Raw genomic sequence first — 12,862 nt, forward strand, 5'->3', positions numbered from 1 at the left:
ATTTTGATGAAATTCTTTTTTTTAATTCTATAAAAATTTTGACAAGCCCAAATCTATTATTGCCCACTTTATTAGCGTGGAGTAGAATTTCTGCGGCTGCAGTTTAGCGAAAGCAGAAAACTCAAATACATTATAAGGAAGCAATAAAGTGGAACGAAGTTCTCATCCTCCTGTGCACCAACATTTCAAGTATCGTGCAGACATTGATGGCTTAAGAGCTATTGCTGTTTTATCGGTAGTGGCTTTCCATGCTTTCCCCCAATGGGTGAAAGGAGGATTTGTTGGCGTAGACATTTTTTTCGTAATTTCCGGCTTTTTGATTTCCACAATTATTTTTGAAGGCCTTGAAAAAAATAGTTTTAGTTTTGTAGATTTTTACAAAAAAAGAATCAAGCGCATATTTCCTGCATTGGTGTTTGTGCTGCTCTTTTGCTTAATATTAGGATGGTTTGCCCTATTTCCTCAGGAGTACAAACAACTGGGGAAGCACATTATGGGGGGAGCTGGTTTTATATCTAATTTTTTACTTTGGTTTGAGACCGGGTATTTTGATAATGCAGCGGAAACCAAACCATTGTTGCATTTATGGAGTTTAGGTATAGAGGAACAGTTTTACATTATCTGGCCCTTCCTCATTTGGTTCGTATGGAAAAAACGATTAAATCTATTCTCTGTAACGGTACTGGTAGTCCTTATATCGTTCCTCATCAACGTAAAAAGAGTTAGCTTAGATGCTACCGCTGCCTTTTATTCACCGCAAACCCGTTTTTGGGAGTTATTATGCGGAAGCTTATTAGCTTATATTACTTTTTATAATATTAATTTTTTCAATAAGATAGGAAAAAGAATAGATGCAGTACTCGCCAAAATTATTTACCAAAAAGGTAGAGCGTCTAACGGGGAGATATTAAAAAATACGCTTTCTTTCTTCGGAATTATGATCATTGCATACTGCCTTTATACTTTTTCAAAAAATACAACCTTTCCTGGCGCTTGGGCATTACTTCCTGTACTGGGGGCCATATTTCTCTTGGCAGGGAACAATTCATGGATAAATCGCGCCATTCTTTCCAATCGTATTATGGTATGGTTTGGTTTAATTAGTTATCCACTCTATTTATGGCATTGGCCTTTACTTTCTTTTGTAAGAATTATGGAAGAAGATCTTCCTGGTAGAACTATTCGATTAATCGTGGTTGGAATTTCAATTGTTTTGGCTTGGCTTACTTATAAATTAATCGAAAAACCCATACGACATGGAATTGGGCGGGACAGGACTAAAGTAGCTTTTCTTGTAGGGTTAATGTCCATTATGGCGAGTTTCGGTTTATTCCTGCAAAAATATAACGGCCTCGACTTTAGAATTAAAAATCTGAACAATTTGAATAGCGTACACGATATTGTTGCTCTTCCCTTGCTTCCGCTAGAAAATACCACTCCTTGCGAAAAGATAATTCCTGAGTTCAAGGATTTTAAATTTGCTGGGGATGGTGTTTGTGTTTTATCAAAAAATCAAGAACCAGATATTATGTTTCTTGGTGATTCTCATACTTGGCATTATCAAAACGCATTATGGAAGCAATTCCCTTCGCAATCGGTTTTGATGCTGGTATCAACTTCCTGCCTTCCCTTTTCCAGTAATCACTTTTTAAAAGGCGAGTGTAGAAAAAAATACGATGAAATACTTGCATTTTTGGAGACGAATAAATCGATTAAAACAGTCGTTTTAGGAGGTTATTGGGCTTATTTAATGACAGGGGGGTTTGAGACACAAGGAACCAACTGGCGTACCGCAAAAGCTTTAGATCCGGAAGGTACGAAGAGTTTTCTGGAGAATGGGCGCTATTTTCTGAGCAAAGCCTTTAAGGGAAATAAGGAGATTGTTTTTATAAAGGATATACCTGATTTAAATTTCAATATAAATACCTGCTTTAAAACAAGACCACTCCAACTGCCTCATAAAGTGACTTTTAATAAAGAGTGCTCCATGGATAGGGCCAGTTATGAACAGAGGGCTAATGGTTATGACAATGTTGTAAACCAATTGTTAGCAGAATTTCCGCAAGTAAAAATTTATGACCCCAGGCCTTTATTTTGTAAAGACGAGAAATGTATAGCGCGCGGAGAGGTGCTGCCTTATTACTTTAATGGCGATCATTTAAACTATTATGGTGCGAATATTGTCATTGAGGATTTAAAACATAAAGAACATTTAGATGAAAAAACCGACTTGGCCATGATAGAGCCTAAGAAAGGTAAAGGATAATAGGTTGCATTCAATGCCTGAAGTATTGTCAACTTTTTTGATTAGAGATCTTTATTCAAGAAATATTTTACTTACTACGTCCCGCGGACAAGCCCTGAGAGTTGGTCACAATAAGTGACCAACTCTCAGGCATAAAGCGCGGTACGTAGAGAAATTTAAATCAGTACGTAGAGAAACTTAAGTGGTACATGATAAATTTAAAAAACTGACGATCGTTCAGGGTCTGTTTACCTGAGGTATCGTCAGTTTTGAGAAACCTCCACTAAATTTTTCGCCTACCTCTACCGCGCTTAATTTCTTCGTCTACGTACCGCGCTTTATGCGCGGTATCCAGGGGATCTTGCTATAGAAATGCTCAGCGGCATCTTAAAATATCGTTCTGGATACCGCGCATAAAGCGCGGTACGTAGGAAAGCAGTACGTAGAGAAATTTAAGCGGTACGTAGAGAAACTTAAGTGGTACATGATAAATTTAAAAAACTGACGATCGTTCAGGGACAAGCCGCGGGACGTAGAAACAAAAGATAACGAACGTGACGTTCCCTAAGTCTTAAAGGCCCCAACTTACCATACTGCGGCTGCAGTTTAGAGTAAGCAGAAACTCAATACATTATAAGGAAGCAATAAAGTGGAACGAAGTTCTCATTCGCTTGGGCACCAACATTTCAAATATCGTGCAGACATTGATGGCTTAAGAGCTATTGCTGTTTTATCAGTGGTAGTCTTTCATGCTTTTCCTAAATTGATGAAAGGAGGATTTGTTGGCGTAGACATTTTTTTTGTAATTTCCGGTTTTTTGATTTCCACTATTATTTTGGAAGGCCTTGAAAAAAATAGTTTCAGTTTCGTAGATTTTTACAAAAAAAGAATCAAGCGCATATTTCCGGCATTGGTGTTCGTACTGCTCTTTTGCTTAATATTAGGATGGTTCGCCTTATTTCCTCAGGAGTACAAACAACTGGGCAAGCACGTTATGGGGGGAGCTGGTTTCATATCTAATTTCATACTTTGGTTTGAGACCGGGTATTTTGATAATGCAGCGGAAACCAAACCATTGTTGCACTTATGGAGTTTAGGTATAGAGGAGCAGTTTTATATTATCTGGCCCTTTCTCATTTGGTTCGCATGGAGAAAAAAATTAAATCTATTCTCTATAACCGTATTGGTAGTCCTCATATCGTTCCTCCTCAACGTAAAAAGAGTTAGCGTAGATGCCACAGCCGCATTTTATTCACCGCAAACCCGTTTTTGGGAGTTATTATGCGGAAGCGTATTAGCCTATATTACTGTTTATAATATTAATCTATTGAGTGAGGTACGAAAAAAAATAGATGCCGCACTGACCAAAATTATTTATCGAAATCGAAGAGAGTCTAATGGGGTGCTATTAAAAAATATCCTTTCTTTTTCTGGGCTTCTCATCATTATCTGCTCCTTTTTTACCTTTTCAAAAGCTACGGTTTTTCCTGGGGCCTGGGCTCTAATTCCTGTGCTAGGGGCTTTACTTCTCGTGTCAGGCAAAAACTCATGGACAAATCGTGTCATTCTTTCTAATCGTATTTTAGTGTGGTTTGGTTTAATCAGTTATCCACTTTATTTATGGCATTGGCCTTTGCTCTCCTTTGTAAAAATTATGGAAGGAGGTTTTCATCATAAAATTTTTCAATGGGTGGCCGTTGGACTCTCTATTGTTTTAGCCTGGCTCACTTATAAATTAATCGAAAGACCAATACGGCATGGGTTTGGGCAGGATAGGACTAAAGTAGTTTTTCTTGTAAGTTTCATGTCCATTATGGCGAGTTTCGGTTTCTACATAGAAAAAAATAACGGCCTCGACTTTAGGATTAAAAATCTAAACGATTTAAACAGCTTAAACGCGATCATTAATCTTCCCCTCCTTCCGATAGAGCCAGCTTTTGGATGTGCATTGAAAATTCCTGAGTTTAAGAATTTTAAATTTGCAGGTGATGGGGTTTGTTATTTATCAAAAAATCAAGAACCAGATATTATGTTTCTTGGCGATTCTCATATTTGGCATTATCAGAACGCATTATGGAAGCAATTTCCGTCGCAATCGGTTTTGATGGTTGTATCAAGCTCCTGCCTGCCTTTTTCCAGTAATTATTTTTTAAAAGACGAGTGCAGGAAAAAATACGATGAAATTCTATCATTTTTGGAAACGAATAAATCCATTAAAACAGTCGTTTTAGGTGGTTATTGGGCTTATTTAATGACTGGGGGTTTTGAGAAACAAGGATCACACTGGCGTATGGCAAAAGCTTTAGATCCGGAAAGAACTAAGAGTTTTCTAGAAAATGGGCGCTATTTTTTTACTAAAGCGCTTAAGGGAAACAAGGATATTGTTTTTATAAAGGATATACCTAGCTTAAATTTCAATATAAAAACCTGTTTTAAATCAAGACCGCTTCAGCTGCCTCATAAAGGGGGTATTAATAAAGAGTGCTCCATGGATAGGGCCAGTTTTGAACAGCGGAACACTAGTTACGACAATGTTGTGAACCAATTATTGGCAGAATTCCCGCAAGTAAAAATTTATGACCCCAGGCCTTTATTTTGTAAAGACGAGAAATGTACTGCTCGTGGTGAGGCGCTGCCTTATTATTTTAATGGCGATCATTTAAACTATTATGGTGCAAATATTGTCATTGAAGATTTAAAACATAAAGAACATTTAGAGCAAAAAACAGACTTGGCCATGATGGAACCTAAGAAAACCAAGGGACAATAGATTGGTACAAGCGGACAGGTCAACCCACAATTACAGTTATGCCTATGCAGGGATAACAGCCTTTAATGTAGCCTGGGTGCAGGCGAAGCCGTAGCCCGGGTTTCGCTTCGCCACGGCTCGATGTATCGATTTGCAACACGCCGACTTGTCCGCAGTTTTATGCAATCGTTCTAGATCCCACGGACAAGCCGTGGGATCTGGAAATATAAGGATTCTGTTCTCGCGATGTATGACAGTTTAATCTTATACAATTGCAACGAATTATATCTATGTTAATTACAATTAATACTTTTTGATTTTATTGTGATTAAAAAGTATTGAATAAATCATTATGATCCAGTAGATTACATTTTAGATTAAATAATTACTAAAGGAATAAGATTATGCCAACCTATTTTGATCCAATCATGCTGGAAGACACACTACTGAACGAAGATACACATGTTTATTTAGTTAAAATTGGGGAGAATAAATTCTGTATTAAAGGAGTATCTTCAGGGTTAGAGAGACTGCCGGGCGACCCCACTACGAAGGCAACGGAATATTGGCCTATTCACATTAAAACTTTAATGAGCCTTTCAAGTAATGACGTTCTCTTTGAGGGAGATAAGTTAACAACCAAGCCACTCACAACGGAACAAATTAAAGAATTTTTTGCTTTTGATCCTAATGAACTACCTCCTGAACAGTTTAATAGTTCCATGAAACAAGAATTAACAGATGAATGGGCAGAACATTTGATGCAAAACACATTTGGACAATCTGCACAAAACCCTCACTCTTTCTTTTTCCAACCTATTTTTTTACCTGCACATCATGAAAACCATAATCCCAACGTGGAGAGTGGTCCTAATCTGATAAATCCATCTATCTTAATATTTTGTTTGATGCCAGTGCCGGAAAATAATGAAGAAGGAGCCGTACCCTTAATTTTAAACATGTTGATGTTGATGATGGATCACGAAGATCAAGCAGCAGAAGAGGAAGAAGAAAATGAGCAAAGTAGTTCCAATAATTTAAGCTAAACTCGCTAATCACAGGGTTTTAGAGTAAAAGGCAGACCTTGGGGTTGGAAGTTCACCAACAATCTGTATCGACTAACTAATAATACTTTGAGATTTTCGGTGGAATTATTCTATACTGTTATACACGTAAAATGAAAGGTAGTGAAAATATGACACATGGAAGATCTGAATCCGAATCAATTGATGATGCAATTATTAAAATTCTAAATGCATTATTAGAGCTTGAGATGGCAGGTGTGGTGCGTTATACCCACTACTCTTTTATGGTCTTTGGCTTTAATCGCATCCCTATCTGTAAATGGATGCGTGATCAGGCGCAAGAGAGCTTAAATCATGCTCATTCAATCGGTGAACTGATCACCCATTTTTCCTATCACCCTACACTTAAGATTGGTAAATTATTAGAGACCCATGAACATAATATCAGTAATATTTTAGAAGAGTCTCTTGAGCATGAAAAACAAGGTTTGAGTTTGTATTATCAATTATTACAGCTTTCAGAAAAAAAATCGGTGTTAGCCGAAGAATTTGCTAGAAAAATGATTCAAGAAGAAGAAATGCATATAGGCGAGATTCAAAAAATGCTTAAAGATCCTAAAACTTTGAAAAATTAAGCACAGAACTTTTAGCTCTTGTTTATGTAGCATGGTGGCATGCAACTGAAAGTTCTCCACAACCGAAAGACCGATCCAGTACTATCCTGACGTTCCGCCCCGCAAACGTAGGGCTCGAGACGAGTTATCGTCAGTTTTTCATTCTAAATTTCTCTATGTACTGTTTAAATTTCTCTATGTACTGCTTAAATTTCTCTACGTACCGCGCTTTATGCGCGGTATCCAGAACGAATTTAAAAATGCCGCTGAGCATTTCTATAGCAAGATCCCCTGGATACCGCGCATAAAGCGCGGTACGTAGGCGAAAAATATAGTGCGGTACGTAGGCGAAAAAAATTAAGCGCGGTATGTATACGAAAAAATTAGTGGAGGTTTCTCTTCAAAAAACTGACGATACCTCAGGTCATTTTGACCCAATAAGGAGTGAAACCAACTCAAGGCTTGCTATCCACTGATGCACAAAGTAAAAATATGGTCAAATCTGATCTAAAATATCAGTTTTTATTTAATTAATTGAATTTAAAATGTAACTTATTGTGTTTATTATGACCAAATATAAATTTGAACTTACGATACAAAACGAAAATATTCAGATATCAGCCAAAGAAAGATTAACAGGGGTAATACAGGGGTATGTTCAATTAAGTTCTTCTATTACCTTGGAAAATAAAAAATTAATAGAAATAACCCAGCTCTACGTTAATAAAAATATGAGAGGTTTTGGATTGGGGGGGGAGCTTGCATCAAGAGCAATCGAGTATGCACTTAAAAAGAATAAAGGCATTCAAATGATGATACAACCTGGATCAGAAGGGTTTTGGAGGAAATATTTTAATAACCGTTTTGATGGGAGGCGTATGACCTTATTTGGTGGAGAAGTTTTAAATACAAAACTATCTGACGGAGTGGTATTTGAAATATCTATGATTAGCTTAATTAAAAACTATAAGTTTCCTTTGGATAAAAATTTACGATCTCCTGGAATTGAACGAATATGTCAGCATGTAAGTGGGAGCATTTTGACCACACAATTTTAAAGCGTATAAAATAACAGCGAACCCTATAATTTTAATAAAATTTATAGGGTTCGCTGTTATTCCAAGCCTATTAGAAATTAAAATAGCTTCTTTCATAGCAGTATAAGGTATGTTCCTTCTCTCTTATCATGACAGTGACAGTTTTTGGTGTTGAGAGAACTTTTACTTTTGTGATTTTACTGAGACTGCAAACACGTTCTGTGGAGTCAATACTTAAGAAATAAAAACCGTTTACAGGAGTTACGGTATCTGATAAGTAGTACACGTTGTTACGCAACTCTACATTAGTAAAAGTAGGAGCAGTTGTTACTCCAGTAATACTCACTTTGTTATTGACTTCTGTTACATTGGCATTTACATCCACGTTTGTAGCATCCACGTTGCTGGTGCTTTGGTTAATATTTGTGTTGGAAGTTCCTTGCCCATTGCTTGAAGGCGTACTTGTGTCAGTAGAGGAAGGCGTACTTGTGTCAGTAGAGGAAGGCGTACTTGTGTCAGTAGAGGAAGGCGTACTTGTGTCAGTAGAGGAAGGCGTACTTGTGTCAGTAGAGGAAGGCGTACTTGTGTCAGTAGAGGAAGGCGTACTTGTGTCAGTAGAGGAAGGCGTACTTGTGTCAGTGGAGGAAGGGGTACTTGTGTCACTAGATGGAGTGGACGTGGTCGAGTTTTGACCATTAGAGTTGGTATTTGCGCCATTAGGTTGCATGCCCGTATCAGCAAAAGCCATAGCGCTGCTTAAAAGCAGAGTTGTACATAAAATAGATCCTTTTTTGTTCATTTTCTTTCTCCTTAAAGTTTGGGAACAATAATAATATTAGACCATAGCCAGAATTTTGTTGGAAAGAAGGAGTTTATCAAGAACAATTATGCTATTTAATAATGACATACCTTTAATAAATCATGATTCCTCCCATGATTTCATTTAACGAATGAAATTGCATAGTGTGCAGCAAATGTAGATCTGGTACGAAGAGAGCTAAAAAATGAGAAATCATACACTTATTCTCAAATGGCCGAACTTATAGCCCTGATCTCTAAAGGATATTCCTACTGCATTCACCGAAATTATGCTGGAAACCCCTTGGTCTAATGCGATTGGCTTTTCAACTCCGAGGGAGCTGGATTGTTTTCTATTTCATACTTAAATCCAATTCAGATTGGTTTGGCATTTCTTTGAAAATTTTACTCACCAAACCATCCATTTCTACTGATTCAGCCATTTTTCTAAAGAGCATATTAACAAAATCCCCTGCTTCAAGCGGCCAATGATCCTCAGGATTGGATTCGTTACTATTTTCTTTATTGATAAGGTGTTCATTTTCTTCTAACAAATCATTTACTGCTTTTTCATCATATGCTACAAGGGCTCCTGAACGAATACTTAAAAAGCCACCTTTGGGAATTACTTTGTATTCTGCACTATCTACTATATGTATGTATTTTTTTTTGCTTGCATTATAAGCATACATCTCTTCGGGAAGCGGGTTAGGAATAATAAAGAATTTTAGCCCAGCTTTTTTCAATAACAGAGTCACTTGAAATAACTCAAAGCCAGAATTACGAATCTGCTCTAATGGCAAATATCCCAGTGCTTTTGATTTTCCAACCTGAGCCAAATCGCTCATTTGGGGATGGGAAAAAAAATCGCTGGGGATTTGATTTGGAGAAAACAAGGGCTTACTCTGAACGGGTTTTTCTTCAGGATTAATGATTGTTGTTTTACTGGAATCACTTTTTGATGGAGTTTTTTGTTTAATTAGCCTTTTAAATGCTTTCATAGGCATCAACTTGAATAATATTTATTCAAATTATAGGCAGAAAACTCGGGTACTTCAAAGAAATGGGTGACTTACAATCTGCAGAGCAATAAATATGCATAAAAAAGGGAGATATAAGTGGAAATGCTGGTTGTAATCAGCTGAATCTTCTAAACAATTCACTGAATGCACCCCTTGGGGACCCAACCTGTACTCTGATTTTTCCCAAGATCCTTAACGTGTGATTAAGAAACAGTTGTAAACAGCAAATGACGCTTGTTTTTTCATAGAGACTCGGAAAGACTGTTCGAACAGAGTAAAATCGTGGCATCCTTGCTATTATTTGCGAATACTATCAATTGGGCTAATCTTTAGATAGAAGCAGAAAGGAGCAAATGTTGGAGGGATACAAAATGAAAAAATTAGTGATATCTTCTTTACTTACTGTATTGAGCACAGTAGCCCTGGCTGATAGCGTCATCGTAACAAAAACGCACACATGGAAAAGCGTACCCATTACAGTAAATGCTGAAAAACATATTTATACTGTTGATCAGGGCAGCATCGTAGTACCTGGAAGTGAGTTTTATTATACTTATTCTGGTTATCGATGCCTAACTGAGAAAACAAATATTGTTGGTGTGAATGCAGTTGTATACCATGCAGGTATCACTGGCGGAAGTGATATCTATTGCTATCCCGAATAAGTGTTAAGTAAAGTAGATTGTTCTAGTGAATAATCTGATTTAAGAATGTAATTGGGGCAGTTTGACTTGCGTTTTTATTAAATCAAGATAATTATTTGCGCATTTTTTTATTTATATAATAACTGATGAATAGTTCCAAAAAACTGATCAGATTCTTTGTTTTTCCTAATTTCTTTGAGCTAAGGCGCACCACAAGCCGCATGAATATAAAATGGAGTAGTTTGACACGAAAGTAATTTAAAAGTAATCGATAAAACATTAAAATTCCTGGAAGGATAATACCTACTAAAATTATAGTCTATTTAAACTATATCGGATGTTGAACATGCCATTACGCAAGAGTAGGTTGGTTCTGACCAATGATACAAACTGATATAAAGAGAATACTCAATATAATAATTGAACCATATTCATTCGTCCGTAGTCTCTTATCAACCTGATGTTCAGACTCTTTTGCATTGGTTTCTTTTTGTATGTCAGCCATTTTTTTTGCAACAAGTTCCATGCGGCTTTCTTGTACGGTTTCATAAGAAGCACGAACCAGCATGGATTCTGGGAGAGATTTGGACGCAATAATTTATGTTGGGATACCACAAATATAAATTTTTGCGTCGCAAATGAGCGAGTTTTAGATGCACTTATTGTATGGAACACTTTTCTTCGTTTTGTGGTTCAAGTACCGCCTCTTGTGTCTTTTTATGCTCTGATTGTAAGCTTTGTTTCAGCTCAGCCAATACGATTATGAGGTTATTTTTTCTTGCTTGCTTTGATTCGTCGGGCATCATGTTGTTATATGCATTATCTGCACTTAAGTTATTACAGACGATAAATGTGTCGCCTCTTTTCTGGATTTGGATTCCAGGAGTGTTTGGGCCACTATTGATAGCCAAAGTCGTATCATTGACTTTATACATTCCGTACTTGGTGTTCAGCGGAATGTTTTGTCTCAGAGGAAGTTCAGCAAACCATATTTTAAAAGGCTCATAAGTCGTTAAGGCGATGTGCGTACCAGTACTTTGCGAAAAGGCTACATTATTTTCTTCAAATGAGAAAAGCTGAATCTTGTTATAAAAAGCATGTGCTTTTTGCAATTCCTCTTTCATTTTCGTAGATGCATCGATTAAAGAAAGGTGCGGTTCAAGAAAACTAGCGAGCATATTGAGACAATCTTCAGGCAATTTTCCAAAAAAACTATCACGTGACGTTCTGCTTGTTTGGGCAAGAAGAGGTGCAAATTTCTTTATTTCGGGTTTAAATAAAAATCCATTTTGTTTAAGTTCATCCATAAATTCCAAAAACTTAGGATGATTTGCGGCTTCGACTTTTGACTTGTCCCATTCAAAGCCATAAGCTGCTCTTAGCTCATAAGAATATTTATTAACTAAGGCTGTAAATTGTTCATTTACTTTAATGGATAAGTGGCCGGGAAACGTTTTCTCAAAATTTTCAATGAGTAAATTTGCATAGAAATTATTTTGAAAGCCATGTCGTCCTGAATTGTTTTTTTCGAGATATTTAACATATTTTTCTTTCCAGGCAGAATAACTGATATTAATTTCTAAATTGTTTTGCATGACATACTCCTGCGAATAAATATTAGGTGCGCCAGATTAGGATTGGTCTGTCAAAGAATATCGTGCCTGTATTAAGGTATAATTAAGTAACTACAGTAAATAGTGCAGGGTTCAATTAAAATCTATTGGTTCCGACTATGTTGCGTAACCATCAATTCAAAATAGTTTTAGCTCTACTAAATAGATGACCATAGAATAAAGTACGCTAATAACTAAAAATACGATTAATAAAGTCGTTAAAGTTGATTTAATATCAATAGACGTTTTCGGTTTTAAGAAAAAGGAATATGCCCCGAGGAAACCGCAAGCAGCACCGAGCAGCGCACCACCTATTACATCGGTTAGCCAATGAACTTGCAGGACTATGCGAGCCATTGATTCGATTATAACTATAAGCCATGCAATGATTATACCAAGCCAACGGGACGATATTTGTGGAATAATGAGGGCAGACAGAAAAGTAACATATGCGGAGCATAAAGTTACATGCCTACTTGGAAAAGCATAACTTGGTAGCGCGCTCGTTGATATTTCGGGTCTGGGATATGCTATAGCATTTTTTAGGACGTGCGCTAGAAAAGCTGCAATTAAAACGACACCGATTAAATGTAAAGCAAGCCACTGTTCCTTTTTTCCAAAAAGCATAACACTTGTAATGACAAAAGTTGGAATAACGATATATCTATCGCCGAATAACGAGAAAAAAATGCTCATCCAATATAAATAATCATTTTGTAATTTTTTGATTAATAAATAGAAATCCATGTTAATTGATAAATAGGGGCTTTGAAGAAAAAGTGATCTTATGAGTAAAAAAAATAAAAGAACACATACTAAGGCACTGATTAATAAATAGAGTTTGTTATTTTTTATTTTATCTAATTCCATTTTTTTTCCTAGAAGTAATATGCATTGTGTAATTTCCTTGTTGATATAATATTCAGGGATATTTTTATCAGCAGGAGAGTATTTTAATTTTTATCTATTTTTTTCCTTCTTTTAAAAATTATAGCTAAAGAAATTCCTTAAAAAATCTAAGCGATATAAAATTCTTTAAATTGATCATTAATTTAAATTGCCGATTCTAGAATTTTTAATAAGGCAGGCGGGTGGTTTGCTTGGGAATTGAGATT

At 36.4% G+C, this 12,862-nt stretch carries 11 protein-coding genes; 6 read left to right on the forward strand and 5 right to left on the reverse strand.

Features of this window, described 5'->3' with window-relative positions; genetic code table 11:
• The first annotated feature begins 148 nt into the window (after positions 1–148).
• The 5 genes from LXO92_RS17195 (at position 149) to LXO92_RS04860 (ending at position 7,691) form a co-directional block, all read left to right on the forward strand.
• Positions 149–2,266: an acyltransferase family protein gene (locus LXO92_RS17195; RefSeq protein ID WP_232890473.1), complete on the forward strand. Its 2,118-nt coding sequence runs from the start codon at positions 149–151 to the stop codon at positions 2,264–2,266.
• 628 nt (positions 2,267–2,894) lie between these two features.
• Entirely contained in the window at positions 2,895–5,015 is a 2,121-nt protein-coding gene (locus LXO92_RS17200) for an acyltransferase family protein (protein ID WP_232890474.1), read from the forward strand.
• Positions 5,016–5,398: 383 nt separating this feature from the next.
• Positions 5,399–6,040: a hypothetical protein gene (locus tag LXO92_RS04850; protein WP_182351594.1), complete on the forward strand. Its 642-nt coding sequence runs from the start codon at positions 5,399–5,401 to the stop codon at positions 6,038–6,040.
• 149 nt (positions 6,041–6,189) lie between these two features.
• Positions 6,190–6,654 carry a ferritin-like domain-containing protein gene (locus LXO92_RS04855; RefSeq protein WP_182351595.1) on the forward strand — a complete coding sequence of 155 codons (465 nt, stop codon included), beginning with the start codon at positions 6,190–6,192 and terminating at the stop codon, positions 6,652–6,654.
• Between the two features lie 545 nt (positions 6,655–7,199).
• Positions 7,200–7,691, forward strand: coding sequence for a GNAT family N-acetyltransferase (locus tag LXO92_RS04860; protein WP_182351596.1), 492 nt, complete (start codon positions 7,200–7,202; stop codon positions 7,689–7,691).
• 70 nt (positions 7,692–7,761) lie between these two features.
• Here the strand turns inward: LXO92_RS04860 and LXO92_RS04865 are convergent, their stop codons facing one another.
• Entirely contained in the window at positions 7,762–8,469 is a 708-nt protein-coding gene (locus tag LXO92_RS04865; RefSeq protein WP_233291521.1) for a hypothetical protein, read from the reverse strand.
• Positions 8,470–8,821: 352 nt separating this feature from the next.
• Positions 8,822–9,469 carry a hypothetical protein gene (locus tag LXO92_RS04870; RefSeq protein ID WP_182351598.1) on the reverse strand — a complete coding sequence of 216 codons (648 nt, stop codon included), beginning with the start codon at positions 9,467–9,469 and terminating at the stop codon, positions 8,822–8,824.
• Positions 9,470–9,861: 392 nt separating this feature from the next.
• On the opposite strand from LXO92_RS04870, the gene LXO92_RS04875 reads away from it, so the two are divergent.
• Complete coding sequence (locus LXO92_RS04875) at positions 9,862–10,155, forward strand: hypothetical protein (RefSeq protein ID WP_182351599.1); 294 nt, start codon at positions 9,862–9,864, stop codon at positions 10,153–10,155.
• A gap of 331 nt (positions 10,156–10,486) precedes the next feature.
• Here the strand turns inward: LXO92_RS04875 and LXO92_RS04880 are convergent, their stop codons facing one another.
• The 3 genes from LXO92_RS04880 to LXO92_RS04890 all read right to left on the reverse strand — a co-directional run bounded on the left by LXO92_RS04880 (position 10,487) and on the right by LXO92_RS04890 (position 12,617).
• Complete coding sequence (locus tag LXO92_RS04880) at positions 10,487–10,702, reverse strand: hypothetical protein (protein ID WP_232890478.1); 216 nt, start codon at positions 10,700–10,702, stop codon at positions 10,487–10,489.
• A 91-nt stretch (positions 10,703–10,793) separates the two neighbouring features.
• Positions 10,794–11,729: a hypothetical protein gene (locus LXO92_RS04885; protein ID WP_182351601.1), complete on the reverse strand. Its 936-nt coding sequence runs from the start codon at positions 11,727–11,729 to the stop codon at positions 10,794–10,796.
• A gap of 156 nt (positions 11,730–11,885) precedes the next feature.
• Positions 11,886–12,617 (reverse strand): phosphatase PAP2 family protein, encoded by a 732-nt coding sequence (locus LXO92_RS04890; protein ID WP_232890479.1) that lies wholly within the window; start codon positions 12,615–12,617, stop codon positions 11,886–11,888.
• Between the last annotated feature and the right edge of the window lie 245 nt (positions 12,618–12,862).

The organism is Legionella resiliens (assembly GCF_021344005.1).
GTDB classification, from domain to species: Bacteria; Pseudomonadota; Gammaproteobacteria; order Legionellales; family Legionellaceae; genus Legionella; species Legionella resiliens.

Excerpts from the sequence above, each read along its gene's own strand:
- LXO92_RS04850 (WP_182351594.1), top strand. The coding sequence starts at position 5,399 with ATGCCAACCTATTTTGATCCAATCATGCTGGAAGACACACTACTGAAC.
- LXO92_RS04855 (WP_182351595.1), top strand. The coding sequence starts at position 6,190 with ATGACACATGGAAGATCTGAATCCGAATCAATTGATGATGCAATTATT.
- LXO92_RS04860 (WP_182351596.1), top strand. The coding sequence starts at position 7,200 with ATGACCAAATATAAATTTGAACTTACGATACAAAACGAAAATATTCAG.
- LXO92_RS04865 (WP_233291521.1), bottom strand. The coding sequence starts at position 8,469 with ATGAACAAAAAAGGATCTATTTTATGTACAACTCTGCTTTTAAGCAGC.
- LXO92_RS04870 (WP_182351598.1), bottom strand. The coding sequence starts at position 9,469 with ATGAAAGCATTTAAAAGGCTAATTAAACAAAAAACTCCATCAAAAAGT.
- LXO92_RS04875 (WP_182351599.1), top strand. The coding sequence starts at position 9,862 with ATGAAAAAATTAGTGATATCTTCTTTACTTACTGTATTGAGCACAGTA.
- LXO92_RS04880 (WP_232890478.1), bottom strand. The coding sequence starts at position 10,702 with ATGCTGGTTCGTGCTTCTTATGAAACCGTACAAGAAAGCCGCATGGAA.
- LXO92_RS04885 (WP_182351601.1), bottom strand. The coding sequence starts at position 11,729 with ATGCAAAACAATTTAGAAATTAATATCAGTTATTCTGCCTGGAAAGAA.
- LXO92_RS04890 (WP_232890479.1), bottom strand. The coding sequence starts at position 12,617 with ATGGAATTAGATAAAATAAAAAATAACAAACTCTATTTATTAATCAGT.